The sequence below is a fragment of the Leifsonia shinshuensis genome (assembly GCF_014217625.1).
GTDB classification, from domain to species: Bacteria; Actinomycetota; Actinomycetes; order Actinomycetales; family Microbacteriaceae; genus Leifsonia; species Leifsonia shinshuensis_A.
Genome location: NZ_CP043641.1, coordinates 4,063,344 through 4,084,669, shown reverse-complemented (window position 1 = coordinate 4,084,669; position 21,326 = coordinate 4,063,344). Strand labels below are relative to the sequence as shown.

The window sequence follows — 21,326 nt, the reverse complement described above, 5'->3', positions numbered from 1 at the left end:
CGGAAGGTGCCCGACCACGACGGTCTTCCCGCGCCCCGGCCCGAACCCGCGGCGCCCGTACCCTCAACGCCTGCGCCCGCCGCGCCCGCGCCTGCCCGGCCTGCGCCCGAGACGCCGACGGCCCACGCCTGGCGCGAGCCGACACGCGCGCTCCGACTGCACTGGGGCACGTACCGCGGCCGCTGGATCGCCGGACTCGCGATGATCGTGGTCGGCACGGCCTGCGTGCTGATCACCACCGCGTACAGCCTCCCGTTCCTGCTGGTCGGCTCGATCATGCAGCCCGCGGGCTGGGCCGTGCTGCCCTCCACCATCGGCCGGAGGGTCGCCGTCGTCGTCCCGGTGCTCGGCTTCACCTGGCTCATGCTGGGCGGCTCGGGCTTCGCCTGGTGCTACGCCATCATGCTGGCGGCCTGGCTGCTCGTGCGCCTGCGGCCGCTGCCGGCGTTCGCCGTGCTGGTGCTGCCGATCGCCGCCAGCCTGGTCCTCCCGCTGTACGTGACGACCTACGGACAGGGCTGGATCACCATCCTGGTCATGAGCGTCGTCGTGATCGGCTCGGCGTGGCTGGCCCGCGCCGGCGCGATCGCACTCGATTCATGGCAATCTGTCAGAACTCTCAGAAACCAACCCGATAGGTTGGACGCACCGAGACCGTAAGCGGTCCCCGACAGAGCGAGGAACCCATGGCACTCACCAACCCGGCATTCTCGACGAATCCGGCCTTCCAGAACAACGGGCAGGCCGGGGCGGCCACCACGGTCAGCGCCGAGAACCTCGAGCAGATGTACCAGGCGCCGTCCGCGACGTCCGCCGACACCGATCGCATGACGATCGAGGACACCATCAACAAGAGCGCGATCTCCTTCGCCCTGCTCGTCGCGGGCGCGGTGGTCGGCTGGATGGTGCCCGGCCTCTACCTCCCGGCCGCGATCGTCGGCTTCGTGCTCGCGCTCGTCAACATCTTCAAGAAGAAGCCGTCGCCCGCCCTCATCCTGAGCTACGCCGGCGTGCAGGGCATCTTCGTCGGCGGCATCTCCGGCCTGTTCGAGTCGATCTACCCGGGCATCGTCATCCAGGCGGTCATCGGCACGCTCGCGGTCGTCGGCGTGACGCTCGCGCTCTTCGCCTCCGGCAAGATCCGCGCCTCGGCCAAGGCCACCAAGGTCTTCCTGATCGCCATGTTCGGGTACCTGGCCTACTCGCTCGTCAACGTCATCCTGATGTGGACCGGCGTCACCCACGGCATGTTCGGCCTGAGCAGCGACGTCAAGCTGTTCGGCATCCCGCTCGGCGTGCTGATCGGCGTGGTCGTCGTCATCATGGGCGCCTACTCGCTCGTGCTCGACTTCGACTTCATCCAGCGCGGCGTCAAGAACCGCGCCCCGCGCATCTACGGCTGGTCCGGCGCGTTCGGGATCATGGTCACGGTCATCTGGCTGTACCTCGAGATCCTGCGACTCCTCGCCATCTCCCGCAACTAGCCCACCCCACGCAGAAGGGCCGGGATGCTGTCGCAGCATCCCGGCCCTTCGCCGTTTCACGGGAGGCTCACTCCCACTCGATGGTCCCCGGCGGCTTCGACGTGACGTCGAGCACGACGCGGTTCACCCCGTCCACCTCGTTGGTGATGCGGTTGGAGATCGTGGCCAGCAGGTCGTACGGCAGGCGCGTCCAGTCGGCGGTCATCGCGTCCTCGCTGGAGACCGGGCGCAGCACGATCGGGTGGCCGTAGGTGCGGCCGTCGCCCATCACGCCGACGGAGCGGACGTCGGCAAGCAGCACCACCGGGCACTGCCAGATCTCGGCGTCCAGGCCGGCCGCGGTCAGCTCGGCGCGCACGATCGCGTCGGCGTCGCGGAGCAGGTCGAGCCGCTCCTGCGTCACCTCGCCGACGATGCGGATGCCGAGGCCCGGCCCGGGGAACGGCTGGCGGCCGACGATGACCTCCGGCAGGCCCAGCTCGCGGCCGATCGCGCGCACCTCGTCCTTGAACAGGGTGCGCAGCGGCTCGACCAGCTCGAACTGCAGGTCCTCCGGGAGGCCGCCGACGTTGTGGTGGCTCTTGATGTTGGCCGTGCCGGTGCCGCCGCCCGACTCCACCACGTCCGGGTAGAGGGTGCCCTGCACCAGGAAGCGGATCGGGTCGCCGTCGTTCTCGGCCTCCGCGATCAGGTCGGCCTGGGCCTTCTCGAACACGCGGATGAACTCGCGGCCGATGATCTTGCGCTTGGTCTCCGGGTCGGAGACGCCGGCGAGCGCGGACAGGAACTGGTCCTGCGCGTTCACGGTGACGAGCCGCACGCCCGTCGCGGCGACGTAGTCCTCCTCGACCTGGCGGGCCTCGTCCTTGCGGAGCAGGCCGTGGTCGACGAACACGCAGACGAGCTGGTCGCCGACGGCCTTGTGCACGAGCGCCGCGGCGACCGCGGAGTCGACGCCGCCGGACAGCGCGCACAGCACGCGGCCGCTGCCGACCTGGGCGCGGATCGCGGCGACCTGGTCGGCGATGACGTTGCCGCTGTTCCAGTCGGCTGGGATGCCGGCGGCGCGGTGCAGGAAGTTCTCGAGGACGGCCTGGCCGTACTGCGAGTGCTTGACCTCGGGGTGCCACTGCACGCCGTACAGCCGGCGCTCCTCGTTCGCGAACGCGGCGACCGGGGTGTCCTCGGTGGAGGCCAGCACCTCGAAGCCCTCCGGCGCCCGGGAGACCGAGTCGCCGTGGCTCATCCACGCGGTCTGGTCGGCGGGCTGGCCGTCGAGGAGGCTGCCCGAACCGTCGGAGGCCGCCCCGGTGACCCGGACCGCGGTGGAGCCGTACTCGCGTCGGCCGGTGCGAGCGACCTCGCCGCCGAGGGCGGTGGCCATCACCTGGAAGCCGTAGCAGATGCCGAGCACCGGGACGCCGAGCTCGAAGATCGCCTCGTCGAGGTGGGGCGCGCCCTCCTCGTACACGCTGGAGGGGCCGCCCGAAAGGACGATGCCCGCCGGCCGCTTGGCCGCGACCTCCGACGCCGTCACGGTGTGCGGCACGATCTCGGAGTACACGTTGGCCTCGCGCACGCGGCGCGCGATCAGCTGGGCGTACTGCGCGCCGAAGTCGACCACCAGGACGGGGCCGGACGGCGCGGCCGAGTCGGCTCCCCCGAGGATGTCCGAGAACACTGCGTCGGTGCTAATTTGCTGCCTCCACGTACGTCGCTGCCTCGGCCTCGCGGCCGGCCAGATAGCTCTTGACCTGCTTGCTGATCCTGGCCTCCACGAAGAAGGACAGGAAGGGGATGACGCCGCCGAGGGCGATGGTGACGAACTTCGAGAACGGCCAGCGCATCAGGCTCCACAGCCGGAAGTCCGAGAACAGGTAGACCACGTACAGCCAACCGTGGGCGATGAGGATGCCCGTGCTCAGGTCGAGGCCGGTCGGGGCGACCGCGGTCTTGACCGGCACGAACGTAAGAGCGCCGTAGTTGCTGCCGGCGTAGAGCTGGTAGCCGAGGCCGTACTTCACGATCATCTCCACGCAGAGCAGCAGGAGCATGATTCCGGTGACGTAGGCGAACACCTGGTAGAACTTCAGCGCCCCGCGGATCTTCGGGAAGTCTTCGAGCTTGGGAGCGAGGGGCATGTGATTTATTCTACGTTCCCGGCGTGGGCCCTGGCGCCGCCGCCGGAGCCGCTGCCCGCTGCCGCCTCGGCCGCCAGCTCGCGCTCCTCGTCCTCCCGCTGCTTGGCGTCGCGCACGAGCCGGTACCAGAGGAAGATCGCGAACCCGGCGAAGATGATCCACTCGGCCGCGTAGAACAGGTTGAGCCAGTTGAGCTCGGTCTGCTGGATCGGAGGCGGCGAGTCGATCTTCACGAGCCCCGTCGGCGGCGTGCGGTCGACCACGTACGCGTTGTAGACGTCCATGCCGTCCACGCCGGTCCACAGGTTGTAGAGCTGGCCGACGCCGAGGTTCTTCATCGCGGTCGGGTTCTTCTTGTCGTCCGGGACCGCCGGCTGCTCGTCGGGGAGGATGCGGCCGACGAACTTCTGCGGAGCCTCCGGCTGCTCGGCGAGCTGCGCCATCACGGACTTCGCCGTCGCCTCGTTCGCCGCCCAGCCGCGGGCGACCGCGAGGGCGATGCGGTGGCCGTCGCCGGCGTCGACGTCCACGTGCGAGACGACCCACCAGCCGCTCCGGCCGTTGTTGATCCGGTCGTAGAGCAGCTGGTCGTCGCCGGCGACGACGGTGCCGGTGAACTCCACGAGCTGCCCGACGGATTTGTCGGTCATCGGCCCGTTCGGCTTCGCGACCTGCGCGAGCGGGAGCACGGTCTCGGTCGGTGCGACGACCGCCTTGCCCGACTCGATCGCGCGCTCCAGCTGCCACTGGCCGAGAGCGGCGAACCCCGCGGCGAGCGCGAGCGCGAACAGGAGGGCGCCGATCCAGCGCGGGCGCAGCATCATCTGCAGCATGGTGGTGCCGCCCTGCTGCGCCTGAGCGCCGGCCGGGCCGCCGGGGGTGGTGTCGATGGGTCAGTCCCGCTTTCGTTCGACGGTCGTGTCCTGCTGCTGCATGGCCTGCTCGACGATCCGGTCCACAGCCTGGCGCGTGTCGTCCGCGCGCGTGTCGTCGCGGCGCGTGTCGGAGTCGAGGTCGGCGGTGGCCGCCTCGACGAGTGCGATCTCCTCGTCGAGCATGGGATCGCGCTTCTTCCGCCGGTCGCGCCGCTTGGACGATCCGGACCGGAGAATCATCCCACCGATCTTCTCGGAGTTCGCTGCGAGGACGGGCCCGATCACGGCCATGATCAGCACGTAGAGGCCGGCGAACGGCACGATGCGCGCGTCCAGTCCCGCGCCGAGTGACAGCGTCGCGAGGATGAGCGCGAACTCGCCGCGGTTCTGCAGGATGACCGCGGTGTTGATGCCGGCCTGTGCTCCGAAGCCGTTCAGCCACGCGACGAACTGCCCGGCGAGGATGTTGAGCACGATCGTCATGGCGACGGCGATGAGCACCGGGCCGAGCACCGCGGGGAACTTCGCCGGATCGAGCTCCAGCCCGAAGTTGAGGAAGAAGAACGCCGCGAACACGTCCCGCAACGGGATGGCGATGTGCTCGATCTTGTTCCGGTACTTCGTCGCGCCCAGCACGAGCCCGATCAGGAACGCGCCGATCGCGTCCGTGACGCCGAGGATCTCGCCGATCCCGGCGAACAGCACCGCGAGCCCGAAGAACAGGATCGTGAACAGCTCGTCGTCCTTCGTCCGGAACAGCCGGGAGACGTACCTCCCGCCGAACCGGGCCAGCGTGAACATCACGACCAGGAACAGGAAGGCGACCGTCAGCTTGCCGACCACCGGCCAGAAGTCGGTCTCCCCGCTCAGCACGACGGAGACGATCGCGAGGTAGATCGCGATGAAGATGTCCTCCACGACCGTCACGCCGAGGATCATCGGCGTCTCGGTGTTCGGCAGGCGGCGCAGCTCGATGAGCAGCTTGGTCACGATCGCGGACGACGACGTGGCCGTCATCCCGGCGATGATCAGCGCCTCCCGCGTCCCCCAGCCGACCCAGAAGCCGAACGCGAGGCCGACCCCCATGTTGATGAGGATGTAGGAGCCGCCGGAGATGACCAGCTTGCCGAAGTTGCCGAAGAACTCGTCCTGGTCGAACTCCAGGCCCAGGTTGAACAGCAGCAGGATGAGCCCGAAGATCGCGATGAGCTCGATGTAGTTGCTCTCGAAGTCGAGCGGGAACCAGCCGGTGTGCGGGCTCGCCAGCAGGCCGACGAGCATGTAGATGGGGATCGCGGGGAGCCCCACCAGCTTGCCGAGGCGTCCGAGCACGTACGCGACGAGCAGCAGGATGCCGAGGATGATGAGGTCTTCTCCGAGATGCATGGATCAGCCTCCCGGCGGAGCGTCGGTCGTGGCCCGCACGGTCTCGCCGGTGCGGAAGAACGCGAAGGCCTTGGCGACCTTCTCCGGGGTGCCCGCGACGACGAGCGTGTCGCCGGGGAAGACTTTGAAGTCGGGCGCGGGAGCCGGGTTGGCGGAGTCCCCGCGCACGACGGCGACGACGGTGAGCCCGACGAAGCCGCGGTCGCCGGGCGCGCCGAGCTGCTGGCCCGCGATGTAGTCCTCGTAGTCGACCGAGAACCAGTCGATGCTGAGGCCGGGGATCTGGTCGAGCGCGGTCAGCGACTCGGTGATCTGGGTGCCTCCGAGGAGCTCGGCGAGCGTGTGCGCCTCGTCCTCGTTGAGACGCAGCGAGACCTTGGTCACGTCGGCGCCGTCCTCGTGGTCGGAGAACGTGATCAGGTCGCTGTGACCGGAGCGGTGCGCGATGACGCCGACCTTGCCGCCATCGTCCGTCACGAAGGTGTGCAACACCCCGACGCCGGGCAACTTCACCCGTCGAACGTCAACCATCTATCCGTCTCCATCCGTCTCGGGCACTGAAGTCCAGTTTACCGGAGGGAGGTTTCGGGCTCTTTTCGGCCGGGTGGCTCACTAGCCGGGGTGGCTCACTCCTCCTGGGGAGGCGCGTCCCCGGCCTGTGCGGCTCCGGACGGCTTCGCGGCCGCCTTCGCCGCCGGAGTCTTCGCCGACGCGGCCTTCGCTGTGCGCGTGACCGCGCTCGCCTTCGCGGCGGCGGCGTCCACGTCAACGATGTCCGGGGCCTCCAGGCGCACGCGGTCGGCCGACTCGTCGTCGGGCTGCTGCTGGCTGGCGCGCTCGGCGGCGACCCGCTTCAGGTAGGTCTGCACCTCGCGCTCCTCGCGGGCGGCATCCCAGCCGAGCACCCCGGCCATCAGCGACGCCGCGACCGGCGCCGCCGAGACGCCGCGGTCCCAGGCTTCGATGGAGATGCGGGTGCGGCGGGCGAGCACGTCCTCCAGGTGGAGGGCGCCCTCGTGGCTGGCCGCGTAGACGACCTCCGCGCCGATGTAGTCGTCCGCGCCGGGCAGCGGCTGGGCCAGCGACTCGTCCTGGCGGATCAAGGCGAGGATGTCCTCCGCCATCGTCCCGTACCGGTTGAGCAGGTGCTCGACTCGCGCCGGGTGGAGGCCGGACTCGCTCGCGATCCGCCCGCGGCGGTTCCACGCGGCCTGGTAGCCCTCGGCCCCGACCAGCGGGATCTCCATCGTCGTGCTCGCCGGGATCTTGCCGTCGAGCGCGTCCACGGCGGCGTCGATCGCATCCTTCGCCATCACGCGGTAGGTCGTCCACTTGCCGCCGGCGATCACGACCAGCCCGGGCACCGAGTGGGCGACGAGGTGCTCGCGGGACAGCTTGGAGGTCTCCTCCGACTCGCCGGCGAGCAGCGGGCGCAGCCCCGCGTAGACGCCCTCCACGTCCTCCCGGGTGAGCGGGACGTTGAGCACCTGGTTGACGTGCGCGAGCAGGTAGTCGATGTCTGCCGCGGTCGCCGCCGGGTGCGCCTTGTCGAGGTGCCAGTCGGTGTCGGTGGTGCCGATCAGCCAGTGCCGGCCCCACGGGATCACGAACAGCACGCTCTTCTCGGTGCGGAGGATCAGGCCCATCTTGGACTGGAACCGGTCGCGCGGGACCACGAGGTGGATGCCCTTCGACGCACGCACCTTGAACTGGCCGCGCTCCCCCACCATCGACTGGGTGTCGTCCGTCCACACGCCGGTCGCGTTGACGACCTGCTTGGCGCGGATCTCGAACCGCTCGCCGGTCTCCTGGTCGACCGCCTGCACGCCGACGACGCGCTCGCCGACCTTCAGGAAGCCCTCGACCCGGACGCGCGGCGCGACGTGCGCACCGTAGTGGGCCGCGGTGCGCGCGAGCGTCGCCGTGTAGCGGGCGTCGTCGACCTGCGCGTCGTAGTACGTGATCCCGCCGACCAGCGCGCTCGGGGACATGCTCGGGATGGCCTTCAGCACCTGCCGCCGGCTGAGGTGGCGGTGGTGCGGCACCCCCGGTGGGCGGAGGCCGCTGTAGGAGAAGATGTCGTACAGCATCATGCCGGCGCCGATGTAGAAGCGCTCCCAGACGTGCTTGTGCAGCGGGTACAGGAACCGGACCGGCTTGACCAGGTGCGGGGCGATCCGCTGCAGCAGGAGGCCGCGCTCGATCAGGGCCTCGCGAACGAGCCCGAAGTCCAGCTGCTCCAGGTAGCGGATGCCGCCGTGGACCAGCTTGGACGACCGGCTGGAGGTGCCGGACGCGAAGTCGCGGGCCTCCACCAGGCCGACGCTCAGGCCACGGGTGACCGCGTCGACGGCGCTGCCGACGCCGACGATGCCGCCGCCGACCACGAGGATGTCGAGCTCGGTGTCCTTGAGGGCCTGGATCGCGGCGGCGCGCTCGGCCGGGCCGAGCCGTGAGGGGTACGCGACCTCCGTCGCGGACGGGGATGCTGTCGCCATCGTTTCCTCCTCCCCGGCCGCCCTCGGCCGGAAACTAATGCCCTTGGTACGGCGCGACGACCACCTCGACGCGCTGGAACTCCTTCAAGTCCGAGTATCCCGTCGTTGCCATGCTCCTGCGCAAGGCCCCCACGAGATTCGCAGTTCCCTCGGCGACCGGTGCGGGGCCGTACAGGATCTCCTCGAGCGGGGCGACCTGGCCGACGGCGACCCGGTTGCCTCGGGGCAGCTGAGAGTGGACCGCCTCGGCGCCCCAGTGCCAGCCGCCGCCCGGGGCATCGGTCGCGCGGGCCAGCGTGGTGCCGAGCATGACAGCGTCCGCGCCGCACGCGATGGCCTTGACGATGTCGCCCGAGCTGCCGAGGCCGCCGTCGGCGATGACGTGCACGTAGCGGCCGCCCGACTCGTCCATGTAGTCGCGGCGGGCGCCGGCGACGTCCGCGACGGCGGTCGCCATCGGGGCGTGGATGCCGAGCGTGGAGCGGGTGGTCGAGGCCGCGCCTCCGCCGAAGCCGACGAGCACGCCGGCCGCGCCGGTGCGCATGAGGTGCAGCGCCGCCGTGTAGGTCGCGGCGCCGCCGACGATCACGGGGACGTCGAGCTCGTAGATGAACTTCTTGAGGTTGAGCGGCTCGACGCTCTTCGACACGTGCTCCGCGGAGACCGTGGTGCCGCGGATGACGAACAGGTCGACCCCGGCCTCCACGACGGTCTGGTAGAGCTCCTGGGTGCGTTGCGGCGAGAGCGCGCCGGCGACGGTGACGCCGCCCTCGCGGATCTCGGCGAGCCGGCGGGTGACCAGCTCGGGCTTGATCGGCTCGGAGTAGATCTCCTGCATGCGCCGGGTCGCCTTGTCGGCCGGCAGCTCGCGGATCTCGGCGAGCAGCGGCTCCGGGTCCTCGTACCGGGTCCAGACGCCCTCCAGGTCGAGGACGCCGAGCCCGCCGAGCTGGCCCATCATGATGGCGGTGGTCGGAGAGACGACCGAGTCCATCGGGGCGGCCAGGAACGGGATGTTGAACTGGTACGCGTCGATGGTCCAGGCGACCGAGACGTCCTCGGGGTCGCGCGTGCGCCGGCTGGGCACCACCGCGACGTCGTCGAAGGCGTACACGCGGCGGGCACGCTTGGCCCGCCCGATCTCAATCTCCATACTCACGGGTTCAGTCTATGGCGCGGCACTGGCAGAGTAGGCAGGTGACCGTCGACGCCGAGCCCCTCGCCCGCCTCCGCCAGCGCACCAGCGAGAAGTGGAGCCTGTACCCGGAGGACGTGCTGCCGCTGTTCGTGGCCGAGACGGACTATCCGCTGGCCCCGCCGATCGCCGCCGCCCTGCACGCCGCGATCGACCGCGGCGACACCGGCTACATCGGCGAGGACGACCGCGCCAAGAGCGCCTTCGCCCGCTACGCGCACGACACCTGGGGCTGGGAGGTCGACCCGGCCTCCGTCCTGACGACGACGGATGTGAGCGTGGTGATCGTGGAGGCGCTGCGCATGCTGATCGCGCCCGGCGACGGCGTGGTCATCACGCCGCCGGTCTACCCGCCGTTCTACGAGTTCATCCCGGAGGCGGGCGGCGTGGTCGAGGAGGTCCCGCTGCTGGACGACGGAACGACCTGGTCCCTCGACCTCGCCGGCCTGGAGCGCGCCTTCGCCGGCGGCGCCCGCGCGCTGCTGCTCTGCCACCCGCACAACCCGCTCGGCCTGGTCCACCCGCGGGCTGATCTGGAGGCCGTCGCCGCGCTGGCGGCGCGCTACGACGTCGCCGTAGTGAGCGACGAGATCCACGCGCCGCTGACGCACTCGGACGAGACGTTCACGCCGTTCCTGTCGGTGTCGGATGCCGCGCGCTCCGTCGGCGTGGCGGCCCACTCGGCGAGCAAGGCCTGGAACCTCGCCGGGGTGAAGTGCGCGCTGATGGTCGCGGCGTCTCCGGCGCGGACCGTGCAACTCCACGCCCTCCCGGTCGAGGTGGAGGTCCGCACGAGCCTGCTCGGCCGGATCGCGACGGAGGCGGCGTTCGACGACAGCCGCTCGTGGCTCGCGGGCACTCTGGAGTCGATCGAGGCGAACCGGGCGCTGTTCGGGCAGCTGCTCGCCACGCACCTCCCCGAGGCGGTCTACCGCGAGCCGCACGCGAGCTACCTGGCCTGGGTCGACTTCCGCGGGCTCGGCTGGGGCGACGAGCCGGCGGAGCGCATCCTCGCGGAGGCCCGGGTCGCGCTGGTGCGCGGGCTGGACTTCGGGCGCGAGGGCGCGGGTTTCGCGCGCGTGAACCTGGCCTGCTCCCCGGAGGTCCTGACGGAGGCGGTGGAGCGGATCGCCCGACTCCGCTGACATTCGTCACGAATGTCGCGAATCCGCGCGCGAAAGCCGCGATTCGTGACGAATCGCATGAGCCCTACCGCACCCGCTCCACCCGCGCCTCATCCCACACCGGCTCCGCCGCCTCGTACACGTTCCCGTTCGCCCCGAACACCAGGTACCGGTCGAAGCCGCGCGCGAACCAGCGGTCGTGCGTCACCGCCACCACCGTCCCCTCGTACCCGGCGAGCCCGTCCTCCAGCGCCTCGGCCGACACCAGGTCCAGGTTGTCGGTGGGCTCGTCGAGCAGCAGCAGGGTCGCGCCCGACAGCTCCAGCAGGAGGATCTGGAGGCGCGCCTGCTGCCCTCCGGACAGCGACTCGAACGTCTGCTCGGCCGACGCCGCCAGGCCGTAGCGGTCGAGGACGCGGCTGGCGGCCTCCCGGGGCATCCCGTCTCGGCGGTCGTCGCCGCGGTGCAGGATGTCGAGGAGGGTGCGGCCGACCAGTTCGGGGTGCTCGTGCGCCTGCGCGAACAGGCCCGGAGCCACGCGGGCGCCGAGCTTCGCGACGCCGGAGTGCGGCACCGGTGCGCCCGCGACCTCCGCGGAGGCCAGGTGGCCGACGGAGGGGTCCGGGTCGGTGCCGCCGGCCGCCAGGAGGCGGAGGAAGTGCGACTTCCCCGAGCCGTTGGAGCCGAGGACCGCGATGCGCTCGCCGAACCAGACCTCCAGGTCGAACGGGCGCATCAGGCCGGTCAGCTCCAGGCCGTCGCACTCGATCACGCGGCGGCCGGTGCGGGAGCCGGTGAGGCGCATCCGCACGTTCTGCTCGCGCGGGCGCTCCTGCGGAGGCCCGGCCGCCTCGAACTTGGCGAGGCGGGTCTGGGCGGCCTGGTACGCGGAGGCCAGGTCGCTGTTGTACTTCGCCTTCTCCTTGAACCGCAGCACCAGGGCCTTCAGCTTGGCCTGCTCCTCGTCCCAGCGCCGGCGCAGCTCCTCCAGCCGCGCCATCCGCTCCTCGCGGGCGACGTGGTAGCCGCCGAAGCCGCCGCCGTGCGTCCAGGTCGTGTTGCCGGCGGCGCCGAGCTCCAGGGTGACGATGCGGTCGGCGGCGCGCGCCAGCAGCTCGCGGTCGTGGGACACCAGCAGCACGGTCTTCGGCGTCGACCGCAGTTGCTCCTCCAGCCAGCGCTTGGCAGGGACGTCCAGGTAGTTGTCCGGCTCGTCCAGCAGCAGCACCTGCTCGGGGCCGCGCAGCAGCGCCTCCAGGACCAGCCGCTTCTGCTCTCCGCCGGACAGCGAGCGGACGCTGCGGTACTGGGCGCGCTCGAACGGGAGGCCGAGGGCGGCGACGGTGCAGTGGTCCCAGACGACCTCCTGGTCGTAGCCGCCGGCGTCGGCGTAGTCGGTCAGCGCCGTCGCGTAGCGGAGCTGCGTGTCCGTCTCGTCGCGCTCGACGATCGCCTCCTCGGCCGCGGCGAGCGCCTCCGACGCCCGGCGGACGGCGGCGGGCGCGACGAGCACGAGGAGGTCGCGCACCGTCCGGTCGTCGCGGACGTGGCCGACGAACTGGTCCATCACGCCGAGGCCGCCGTCGATCACGACGCCGCCGGTGTCCGGGCGCAGCTCGCCGCGGATGATCCGCAGCAGCGTCGACTTGCCGGCCCCGTTGGCGCCGATCAGCGCGGAGACGCTCCCGTCGCCGACCCGGAACGACACGTCGTCCAGGAGCGGCCTCCCGTCGGCGAGCGCGTACGAGACGCCGGAGACGTCGATGTGACCCATGGTTCCTCTTCCCCCGTGGACAAAGCCTTCCAGCTTAGGGGAAACCGGGGCGTTGGCACAGGAGGAGATCCGGACCGGGACACCCCCGAAACGCAGACAACGGAGGAGATCGGGGCCCGGAGGGGCCGGATCTCCTCCGTTGTCGGAGGGTGCTGACTCAGCGGCGGTAGTTGGGCGCCTCCACGACCATCTGGATGTCGTGCGGGTGCGACTCCTTGAGCCCGGCCGCCGTGATCCGCACGAACCGGCCGCGCTCCTTCAGCTCCGGAATCGTCCGCGCGCCCACGTAGAACATCGACTGCCGAAGGCCGCCGACGAGCTGGTACGCCACGGCGGACAGCGGGCCGCGGTACGGCACCTGCCCTTCGATGCCCTCGGCGATCAGCTGCTCGTCGCTGGGGACGTCCGCCTGGAAGTACCGGTCGCGCGAGTACGAGGTCTTCTTGCCCCGGGTCTGGAGGGCGCCGAGCGACCCCATGCCGCGGTAGTTCTTGAACTGCTTGCCATTGACGAACACCAGGTCGCCGGGCGACTCGGCCGTGCCGGCCAGCAGCGAGCCGAGCATGACGCTCTCCGCTCCCGCGACCAGCGCCTTGGCGATGTCGCCCGAGTACTGGAGGCCGCCGTCCGCGATGAGCGGGACGTCCGCAGCGCGCGCGGCCAGCGAGGCCTCGTACACCGCGGTCACCTGCGGCACGCCGACGCCGGCGACGACGCGGGTGGTGCAGATGGAGCCGGGGCCGACGCCGACCTTGATGGCGTCCGCGCCCGCGTCGATGAGCGCCTGCGCACCGGAGCGGGTCGCGACGTTGCCGCCGATGATGTCGACGTGCGAGGCGCGCGGCTCATGCTTGAGCCGGTGGATGATGTCGAGCACGCCGGCGGAGTCGCCGTTGGCGGTGTCCACCACGATGACGTCGACGCCCGCGTCGACCAGGGTCATCGCGCGGTCCCAGGCGTCGCCGAAGAAGCCGATCGCGGCGCCGACGCGCAGGCGGCCCTCGTCGTCCTTGGTGGCGTTCGGGTACTTCTCGCTCTTGTCGAAGTCCTTGACGGTGATGAGTCCGCGCAGGCGGCCGTCGGCGTCCACGAGCGGCAGCTTCTCGATCTTGTGCTCGGCGAAGATCGCGACGGCGGCGTCCGGGTCGATGCCGACCGGCGCGGTGATCAGGGGCATGCGGGTCATCACGTCGCGCACCAGCGTGGTGGAGCGCTCGAATGGGGAGACGAAGCGCATGTCGCGGTTGGTGATGATGCCGACGAGCTTTCCGTCGCCCTCCACGACCGGGAGGCCGGAGACGCGGAACTGCCCGCAGAGGAGGTCGACCTCCTCGACGGTGGCGTCGGGGGTGGTGGTCACCGGGTTGGTGATCATGCCCGACTCGGACCGCTTCACCTTGTCCACGTTCGTGGCCTGGTCCTCGATGGAGAGGTTGCGGTGGATGATGCCGATGCCGCCGTGCCGGGCCATGGCGACGGCCATGCGCGACTCGGTCACGGTGTCCATGGCGCTGGACAGGAGCGGGGTCGCCATGCTGATCCGCTTGGTCAGGCGAGTCGAGGTGTCCGCCTCGCTCGGGATGACGTCGGTGTGCCCGGGGAGGAGCATGACGTCGTCGTAGGTCAAACCGATGAATCCGAACGGATCCGCCTGGTCCATTTCACCCCTATCAAGGTCGCGCGAGTTGTGGATGATCCATGGTAACGGCACAAGCTGGGCGGATATTCCGCGGCGGAGGGCGGCGCAGGCCTCACTCCACCGTCGCCAGATCCAGCTCCGCCTGCTTCTTCCCCTGGCGCGCCGCCACGATCATGTCGACGCTCAGGATGGCGAGGGCCAGCCACACGATCGCGAAGCCGATCCAGCGCTCCGGCGGCATCGCCTCGTGCAGCACCGCGACACCGACCAGGAACTGGATGAACGGCGCGAAGTACTGGATGAAGCCCATGTAGACCAGCGGCAGCCGGCGGGAGGCCGCGGCGAAGAACAGCAGCGGGACGGCCGTGATCACTCCCGCGCCGACCAGCGCGACGGTGTGCCAGGCGCTCACCGAGCCGATGGTCAGGCCGACGGTGAGGCTGACGACCACGAGCTGCACGATGGCGACCGGCGTCAGCCACATCGTCTCCAGGGTCAGGCCGGAGACGGCGTCGACCCGGCCGCCGACGCGCTTCTTGATCAGGCCGTAGAAGCCGAACGAGAACGCGAGGATGAGGGCGATCCACGGGACCTGCCCGTAGCCGACCGCGAGCACGACGACCGCGACCACGCTGACGCCGACCGCGACCCACTGGGCGATGCGGAGGCGTTCGCGCTGGACGATGACGCCGAGGAAGACGGTCACGATCGGGTTGATGAAGTAGCCGAGGGCCGCCTCCACGACGTGCCCGCTGACGGTGGCCAGCACGTAGGTCTGCCAATTGACGTAGATGAGCGCGCCGGCGAGGCCCATCGTGAACAGGACCCTGCGGTCCTTCAGCAGGGCGCCGAAGGTGCGCCACGCGCGCGTCACCGAGAGCGCGATCGCGCAGAACACCAGCGAGAAGATCACCCGCCAGGCCACGATCTCCCAGGCGCTGGCCGGCGCGAGCGCGAGGAAGTAGATGGGGAGGATGCCCCAGAGGACGTAGGCGGAGACGGCGTAGGTCAGGCCGGACCTGCGGTGTTCGGAGAGGGGCTGCGGCACTCCCACGACACTACTCCGAACGGGCGACACGGGCGGACGCGGTGGAGGCCGGGCACGACCGCTCGCACGGACGACGAAGGCCCGGGCGCAGCAGCGCCCGGGCCTCGGCCGAAAGAAGGTGCGTCAGCGGACGACGACCGCGAGGACGTCGCGAGCCGAGAGGACCAGGAAGTCCTCGCCGCCGAACTTGACCTCGGTGCCCCCGTACTTGGAGTAGATCACCTTGTCGCCGACGGCGACGTCGAGCGGAACGCGGTTGCCGTTGTCGTCGATGCGGCCCGGTCCGACGGCGACGACCTCGCCCTCCTGGGGCTTCTCCTTCGCGGTGTCGGGGATGACCAGACCGGAAGCAGTGGTCTGCTCAGCCTCGACCTGCTTGATGACGATGCGATCTTCGAGCGGCTTGATGGAGACCGACACGGTTGACCTCTTTCTTTGGTGAACTCAGTCTTTGCGAACACAATGCGTAGGCGCGGTTTGCGTTAGCAAACTCGCACGGAGAGTGCTAACACGAGTCTAGGGGGTGCGTTAGCAGTCCCGCAACGTGAGTGCCAGAAGGTACCGTGGTCCCCATGGACCGGTCCGAACTCGTCGAGCTGCTCAGCCCCGAAGGCCTCCGGCTGCTCGACTCGCTGCCTCCGTACCGGTCCGAGAAGGACGTGCTCGGGATGGTCACCTCACTCCGCAAGCAGGGCCACTCCCCTGGCCTGGTGGCGGCTGTGCTGACGCAGGCGAAGCTCCGCAAGAAGGCGGTCGGCAAGTTCGGCGAGTTCGCCTCCCGGATGCTGTTCACCGAGGCGGGACTGGAGCAGGCGACCCGCCTCTCGGTCGCCGCGCGGCACGCCGGACGGTTCCGCGCTGCCGGACTGACCCGCGTCGCGGACCTCGGCTGCGGCATCGGCGGGGACGCCCTCGCCCTCGCAGCCCTCGAGCTGGAGGTCACGGCCGTCGACGCCGACGAGGTCACGGCCGCGATCGCCGCCTTCAACCTCGCCCCGTTCCCGTCCGCGACGGTCGAGCACCGGCGCGCGGAGGACGTCAGCCTGCGCGCGATCTACGGCGTCTTCCTCGACCCTGCCCGGCGCACAGCGGGCCACACCGACACCGACCGGCTGACCGATCCCGACGACTACACACCATCGCTCGGCTTCGCGTACGAGCTGGCGACGGGCCGCTCGGTCGGGCTCAAGCTCGGCCCCGGCTTCGACCGCGACCTCATCCCGTCGACCGCGGAGGCCCAGTGGGTGTCCGCCGACGGGCAGGTCGTGGAGCTCGGGCTGTGGTTCGGAGCGCTCGCCCGGTCGGGCATCCGGCGCGCCGCCCTGGTGCTGCGCGGCGACGAGGCGAACGAGCTGACGGCCGAGGCCGACAGCGAGGACGCCGAGACCGGCGAGCTCGGCGAATACCTGTACGAGCCGGACGGCGCGGTCATCCGCGCGCGCCTGATCGGCGACCTCGCGCGGCGCCTGGACGGCCGGATGCTCGGCGACGGCATCGCCTACATCACGGCGGACGAGCCGGTGGAGACGCCGTTCGCGGCCGGATTCCGCATCCTGGAGACGCTGCCGTTCGCCGAGAAGGACCTCAAGAAGGCGCTGCGGACGCGCGGGATCGGCACGCTGGAGATCAAGAAGCGCGGCGTGGACGTCGACCCCGCCGCGCTCCGGACCCGGCTCAAGCTGTCGGGCGACCGTCCGGCGACCCTGATCCTCACCAGGGTCGCCGGACGTCACACCGCGTTGCTCGCCGAGCGGCTGTAGCCGCCGGCGAACCTGTCACTACCGGTAGTTCGTGCTGAAGCTGGCCAGCAGAACCGCGGCCACGATCCAGAAGACGATCGCGATGACCACGCCCACGAAGCCGAGGATGATGCCGGTCAGCCAGAATCCCCTGGCCTGCGGCTCCTTCCTGCGGCCGATGAAGCCCAGGACGATCGCGGCAACCGCGAACAGGAAGCCGATCCCCCAGGCGAAGTTGAGGACGACGCCGACGATGCCGCCGACGAGCGACAGGATGCTGAGGATCGGCGACTTGGTGGCGGGCGCCGTCGCGTAGGGCTGCGCGTAGCCGGGCGCGGGCTGACCGTAGGCCGGCTGGCCGTACCCGGGCTGGCCGTACCCCGGCTGGCCGGGCTGCTGGCCGTACGGCTGCTGGCCGTACGGCTGCTGGCCGTAGGGCTGCTGCGGTTGCTGCCCATAGGGCTGCTGACCGTACGGCTGCTGCGGCTGCTGCCCATAGGGCTGCTGACCGTACGGCTGCTGCGGCGCCCCGTAGCCGGGCTGCGCCGGCTGAGCCGGCGGAACGGGAGGCGCGACCGGGGGCGTCGGCGGGACGCCGTCGGGCGCCGCGGCGGGCGGGATGTCGGAGGACGGCGGAACCGGCTGGGCCGGCGTGCTGCCGTCCGTCCCTTCGGGCTCTGGCGCGCCGGACGGGGTGTTCGGATCGGACATGCTGCCCATCTCCTTCTCTGGTGAGTTCCTGAGAAAAGTCTGTACCGAATCAATCGTCTCAGCGGCGGGAAGCCGTGTCAACGCATGCAATACCGCGCCGGCTCAGACCTCCGCGACCTGGATGTCCGTGACCGGGAGCGTCGAGTCGGCGCCGAAGTCCAGGCGGCTCGGCGCACGCCCGGCCATGATCAGCTGCGCGCCCAGGGCCGCGATCATCGCACCGTTGTCGGTGCACAGCGAGAGCGCGGGGATCCGCAGCGCCACGCCGGCCTCCGCCGCCCGCTGCACGGCGAGCTGGCGCACGCGCGCGTTCGCGACGACGCCGCCGCCGAGCAGCAGGCGGGGCACGTCGTGGTCGAGGCATGCGGCGATCGCCTTGGTGATCAGGACGTCCGCCACGGCCTCCCGGAAGGAGGCGGCCACGTCCGCGACCGGCACCTCGTCGCCGGCGTCCTGCCGCTGCTCCACCCAGCGCGCGACCGCCGTCTTGAGCCCGGAGAACGAGAAGTCGTACCTGTGCCGGTCCAGGTCCTTCGGCTTGGTCAGCCCGCGCGGGAAGCGGATGGCACGCGGATCGCCGTCGGCGGCGACCCGGTCGATCTGCGGCCCGCCCGGGTACGGCAGGCCGAGCACGCGGGCGACCTTGTCGAAGGCCTCCCCCGCCGCGTCGTCGATCGTCTCGCCCAGCAGTTCGACGTCGGACACCAGGTCGCGCACGAGCAGCAGCGAGGTGTGGCCGCCGGAGACCAGCAGCGCCACGGTCGGGACCTCGACCGCATGGCCGGGACCGCCCGCCGCGTCGAGGACGTCCGCCCCGACGTGCCCGACCAGGTGGTTGACCGCGTAGAGCGGCTTGCCGAGCGACAGCGCGAGCGCCTTCGCCGCGCCGACGCCGACCATGAGCGCGCCGGACAGTCCCGGGCCGCTGGTCACCGCGATCGCGTCGACGTCCGCGAGCTCGATCCCGGCGTCGGCGACGGCGGTGCGAAGGGTCGGGGTGAGCGCCTCCAGATGGGCGCGCGCCGCGACCTCCGGGACGACGCCGCCGTAGCGGGCGTGCTCCTCCATGGAGGATGCGATGGTGTTGGAGAGCAGGGTCGTGCCGCGCACGATGCCGACGCCGGTCTCGTCGCAGGAGGTCTCGATGCCGAGCACGAGCGGCCCGTCGCCGTGAGATCCGCCGTGCGATCCGTTCTGAGCGTCGTTCATGCGATCGTGGTCTCCGGGGTCGGGACGGTCAGGCGCATGACGATCGCATCCACCCCGTCTGGCTGGTAGTACCGCGGGCGCACGCCGATCTCCTCGAAGCCGAGCGTGCGGTACAGGTTCTGGGCGCCGGGGTTGTCTGCGCGCACCTCCAGGAACACCTCGCGGGCGCCGCGGTTGCGCGCCTCCCCGATCAGGGCGAGCATGAGCGCGCGGCCGAGGCCGTGCCGGCGCGCGCCGGGCGCGACCGCGATGGTCTGGATGTCGCCCTCGCCCGCGCCGCGCGGGGCGAGCAGCCCGGCGTAGCCGTCGATCCGATCCGGGTCGTCGAGACCGACCGCGACCAGGTAGTACCCGTGCGGGCCGGTCACCTCGGAGCGCATCGACTGCTCGGACCAGGCGTCGGTGACGAACGTCGCCGTCTCCAGCAGCATGATCGCTTCCACGTCGGCCTCCGTGGCACGGCGCAGCTGCCACGACGGAGCGCTCACGCGCTCACCCGCTTCGGGCCCGCGGACAGCGTGACATCCGGCGAGCGCAGATAGAGCGGCTCGTCGCGGTCGAACGGGAGGCCGGCGGCGAAGCGCAGCTCCGCGATCATCCCGAGCAGCCCGGCCGAGACGGTGGCGGCCTCCTCGCGCGGGAGGTCGGGATGCGGCAGCGCGTCCGGCTTGTCGAGCCCAGGGCCGTCGAGGCGCACCGGGAGGCCGTGCTCGTCCACACCCGAGTACGCCGTCCAGTAGCGCTCCCGGCGACGCGCGTCTGTCACGACCAGGAGCGGCCCGGCGTGCCCGGCCAGGTAGCGCTCGTACGCCACCGCGTCGTGGCTGACGACGGGGACGAGCGGGCGGCCGGCCCCGAACGCGAACGCGGTCGCGGCGGCGATGCCGACCCGGAGACCGGTGAACGGTCCGGGTCCCATCCCGGCCACGACGCCCGAGAGCTCGCCGACGAGCGTGCCGGAGGCGTCCAGCGCCGCGGCGATGAGGTCGCCGATCACTTCGGCGTGCCGCATGGTGTCGGGTTCCGTCACTTCGGCGAGGATGCCGCCGTCCCGGTCGACCACGGCGACACTCGTGCCCGCGGAGGTGTCGATGGCGAGGAGCATGCCACCAGCCTATTCGCCGGGTGGGCTCCGCAGGGGCCGAGCCGGGATGCGGCATCGCGCGGACTCGCCGGCCTCCCGTGTGCGAAGCTGTCGGCATGGCGTCCTCCCCGTCCGGCTCCCTCGTCTCGGCCGATGTGCGCCGCCACAACCTGGCGCTCGTGGCGCACCGCCTCGCGCAGCGCGGACCGCAGTCGCGCAGCCAGCTGGCGGACGGCACCGGACTCGCCCGCGGCTCGGTGACCGCACTCGTCGCCGCACTGGTGGAGGCCGGGATCGTGCGCGAGACGGAGGAGCCGGAGGCCGCGCCGCGCGGGACGGCCTCCCGCGGCCGGCCGCTCACGCTGCTGCGCCTGGCCGCCGACGACGTCGCCCTGCTCGTCCTGCAGCTCGACGCCGACCAGGCGACGGCGGTGCTCACGGCAGTCGACGGCCGCGCGCTGTTCCGGACGTCGGAGCACCACGGCCGGCCGATGGGCGACCCGGCGCGCGTGCTCGACGTGCTCGCCCGCGTGCTGGCCCGCACCCTCGACGCCGCGGCCGGACTCGGCAGGCGCGTGGTCGACCTGACCGTCGTGGTGTTCGCGCCGATCGGCGGCACCCCTCCCGTGGTCGTCGCCGACACCGACTTCGAGTGGGGCGTCGTGGACGTCCTCGCCGGGCTCCGGCAGCGGGTCGGGGAGCTGCCGCCCGCCACGCTCGCGAGCGACGGCACGGTCGCCGCGCTGGCCGAGCTCGCGGAGCTGGAGGCGGCGGGCGCGGGAGTCCGCGATCTGGTCTACGCCAAGAGCAACTCGGGCATCGGCGGCGCGATCGTCGCGGACGGCGCGCTCGTCGCCGGCGCGCACGGCTTCGCGGGCGCCTTCGGCCACATCGCGGTCGATCCGCAGGGCGCGCGCTGCCTGTGCGGCCAGCGCGGCTGCCTGGTCACCGTCGCCGGCCCGGATGTCGTCCTGGCCGAGGCCGGCCTGGCCGCGGAGGTCGCCGAACGCGGGCTGACGGACGCGCTGCGCGAGCTGGTCGCCCGCATCCAGGCCGGGGAGGCCCGCGCGAGCGCCGCGTGGGAGGCCGCACTGCCGTGGATCGCGCACGCCCTGCGCATCGTGACGATGACCGTCGACCCCGAAGTCGTCGTGCTGGACGGCTACTGGGCAGACCTGGCGGAGTCCATCGCCGGCGCGTTCGCGCTGGACGGCCCGGCGATCGCCGCGACCGCGACGCCGATCGCCGTCGTGCCGGGGCGCCTGGGCGAGGATGCCGCCCTGCTCGGCGCGGCCCGCGTCGCCCGCGACGCCCTCCTCTACGATCCCCTCGCGCTGGTCACGATCGGTGCGCCTTTCCCGACGATTTGATTCGATACTTGAATTAATCGCGGTCATGCGTCATGCTTACGCGGGTAAT

General features: G+C 71.2%; 20 protein-coding genes. 5 read left to right on the top strand and 15 right to left on the bottom strand.

Annotation, left to right across the window (positions count from 1 at the left end; genetic code table 11):
* Positions 1 to 6: 6 nt before the first annotated feature.
* Positions 7 to 660: a hypothetical protein gene (locus tag F1C12_RS19900; protein WP_185276542.1), complete on the top strand. Its 654-nt coding sequence runs from the start codon at positions 7 to 9 to the stop codon at positions 658 to 660.
* A 26-nt stretch (positions 661 to 686) separates the two neighbouring features.
* Positions 687 to 1,484: a Bax inhibitor-1/YccA family protein gene (locus F1C12_RS19895; protein WP_185276541.1), complete on the top strand. Its 798-nt coding sequence runs from the start codon at positions 687 to 689 to the stop codon at positions 1,482 to 1,484.
* Positions 1,485 to 1,551: 67 nt separating this feature from the next.
* Here F1C12_RS19895 and guaA read toward each other — a convergent pair whose 3' ends face one another.
* The 7 genes from guaA to F1C12_RS19860 form a co-directional block, all read right to left on the bottom strand.
* Entirely contained in the window at positions 1,552 to 3,165 is a 1,614-nt protein-coding gene (gene guaA, locus F1C12_RS19890) for a glutamine-hydrolyzing GMP synthase (RefSeq protein WP_258046031.1), read from the bottom strand.
* Between the two features lie 10 nt (positions 3,166 to 3,175).
* A complete protein-coding gene (locus tag F1C12_RS19885) occupies positions 3,176 to 3,625 on the bottom strand; it encodes a DUF3817 domain-containing protein (protein WP_185276540.1) in 450 nt (149 codons plus the stop codon).
* A gap of 5 nt (positions 3,626 to 3,630) precedes the next feature.
* The gene (locus F1C12_RS19880) at positions 3,631 to 4,458 is read right to left on the bottom strand and encodes an SURF1 family cytochrome oxidase biogenesis protein (RefSeq protein WP_258046030.1); all 828 of its coding nucleotides are present in this window, start codon (positions 4,456 to 4,458) and stop codon (positions 3,631 to 3,633) included.
* Positions 4,459 to 4,518: 60 nt separating this feature from the next.
* A complete protein-coding gene (locus F1C12_RS19875; RefSeq protein ID WP_185276539.1) occupies positions 4,519 to 5,886 on the bottom strand; it encodes a cation:proton antiporter in 1,368 nt (455 codons plus the stop codon).
* Between the two features lie 3 nt (positions 5,887 to 5,889).
* Positions 5,890 to 6,417: a cation:proton antiporter regulatory subunit gene (locus tag F1C12_RS19870; protein ID WP_185276538.1), complete on the bottom strand. Its 528-nt coding sequence runs from the start codon at positions 6,415 to 6,417 to the stop codon at positions 5,890 to 5,892.
* A 95-nt stretch (positions 6,418 to 6,512) separates the two neighbouring features.
* A complete protein-coding gene (locus F1C12_RS19865; RefSeq protein ID WP_258046029.1) occupies positions 6,513 to 8,384 on the bottom strand; it encodes a glycerol-3-phosphate dehydrogenase/oxidase in 1,872 nt (623 codons plus the stop codon).
* Positions 8,385 to 8,418: 34 nt separating this feature from the next.
* Complete coding sequence (locus tag F1C12_RS19860; RefSeq protein ID WP_185279081.1) at positions 8,419 to 9,537, bottom strand: GuaB3 family IMP dehydrogenase-related protein; 1,119 nt, start codon at positions 9,535 to 9,537, stop codon at positions 8,419 to 8,421.
* Between the two features lie 44 nt (positions 9,538 to 9,581).
* Here F1C12_RS19860 and F1C12_RS19855 point away from each other — a divergent pair, with 44 nt between their 5' ends.
* Positions 9,582 to 10,724: a MalY/PatB family protein gene (locus tag F1C12_RS19855; RefSeq protein ID WP_219732659.1), complete on the top strand. Its 1,143-nt coding sequence runs from the start codon at positions 9,582 to 9,584 to the stop codon at positions 10,722 to 10,724.
* A gap of 64 nt (positions 10,725 to 10,788) precedes the next feature.
* Here the strand turns inward: F1C12_RS19855 and F1C12_RS19850 are convergent, their stop codons facing one another.
* The 4 genes from F1C12_RS19850 to groES all read right to left on the bottom strand — a co-directional run bounded on the left by F1C12_RS19850 (position 10,789) and on the right by groES (position 15,584).
* On the bottom strand, positions 10,789 to 12,477 hold the full coding sequence (locus F1C12_RS19850) for an ABC-F family ATP-binding cassette domain-containing protein (RefSeq protein WP_185276536.1): 1,689 nt from the start codon (positions 12,475 to 12,477) through the stop codon (positions 10,789 to 10,791).
* A gap of 157 nt (positions 12,478 to 12,634) precedes the next feature.
* On the bottom strand, positions 12,635 to 14,137 hold the full coding sequence (gene guaB / locus F1C12_RS19845; protein WP_185276535.1) for an IMP dehydrogenase: 1,503 nt from the start codon (positions 14,135 to 14,137) through the stop codon (positions 12,635 to 12,637).
* A 91-nt stretch (positions 14,138 to 14,228) separates the two neighbouring features.
* Positions 14,229 to 15,164, bottom strand: coding sequence for an EamA family transporter RarD (rarD, locus tag F1C12_RS19840; RefSeq protein WP_185276534.1), 936 nt, complete (start codon positions 15,162 to 15,164; stop codon positions 14,229 to 14,231).
* Positions 15,165 to 15,287: 123 nt separating this feature from the next.
* Positions 15,288 to 15,584, bottom strand: coding sequence for a co-chaperone GroES (groES, locus tag F1C12_RS19835; protein WP_022889766.1), 297 nt, complete (start codon positions 15,582 to 15,584; stop codon positions 15,288 to 15,290).
* 152 nt (positions 15,585 to 15,736) lie between these two features.
* Between groES and F1C12_RS19830 the strand changes: the two genes are divergently transcribed.
* Positions 15,737 to 16,924, top strand: a complete 1,188-nt coding sequence (locus F1C12_RS19830) for a THUMP-like domain-containing protein (protein WP_185276533.1) — start codon at positions 15,737 to 15,739, stop codon at positions 16,922 to 16,924.
* A gap of 18 nt (positions 16,925 to 16,942) precedes the next feature.
* Here F1C12_RS19830 and F1C12_RS19825 read toward each other — a convergent pair whose 3' ends face one another.
* The 4 genes from F1C12_RS19825 to tsaB form a co-directional block, all read right to left on the bottom strand.
* A complete protein-coding gene (locus F1C12_RS19825; protein ID WP_185276532.1) occupies positions 16,943 to 17,614 on the bottom strand; it encodes a DUF4190 domain-containing protein in 672 nt (223 codons plus the stop codon).
* A gap of 102 nt (positions 17,615 to 17,716) precedes the next feature.
* Entirely contained in the window at positions 17,717 to 18,823 is a 1,107-nt protein-coding gene (tsaD, locus tag F1C12_RS19820) for a tRNA (adenosine(37)-N6)-threonylcarbamoyltransferase complex transferase subunit TsaD (RefSeq protein ID WP_185276531.1), read from the bottom strand.
* Positions 18,820 to 19,311 (bottom strand): ribosomal protein S18-alanine N-acetyltransferase, encoded by a 492-nt coding sequence (gene rimI / locus F1C12_RS19815; protein ID WP_374939537.1) that lies wholly within the window; start codon positions 19,309 to 19,311, stop codon positions 18,820 to 18,822. Before rimI ends, tsaD begins: the two co-directional genes overlap by 4 nt.
* Positions 19,308 to 19,928, bottom strand: a complete 621-nt coding sequence (tsaB, locus tag F1C12_RS19810; RefSeq protein ID WP_185276530.1) for a tRNA (adenosine(37)-N6)-threonylcarbamoyltransferase complex dimerization subunit type 1 TsaB — start codon at positions 19,926 to 19,928, stop codon at positions 19,308 to 19,310. The genes rimI and tsaB overlap by 4 nt, the downstream gene beginning before the upstream one ends.
* A 95-nt stretch (positions 19,929 to 20,023) precedes the next feature.
* Here tsaB and F1C12_RS19805 point away from each other — a divergent pair, with 95 nt between their 5' ends.
* Complete coding sequence (locus tag F1C12_RS19805) at positions 20,024 to 21,277, top strand: ROK family transcriptional regulator (RefSeq protein WP_185276529.1); 1,254 nt, start codon at positions 20,024 to 20,026, stop codon at positions 21,275 to 21,277.
* Positions 21,278 to 21,326: the final 49 nt, after the last annotated feature.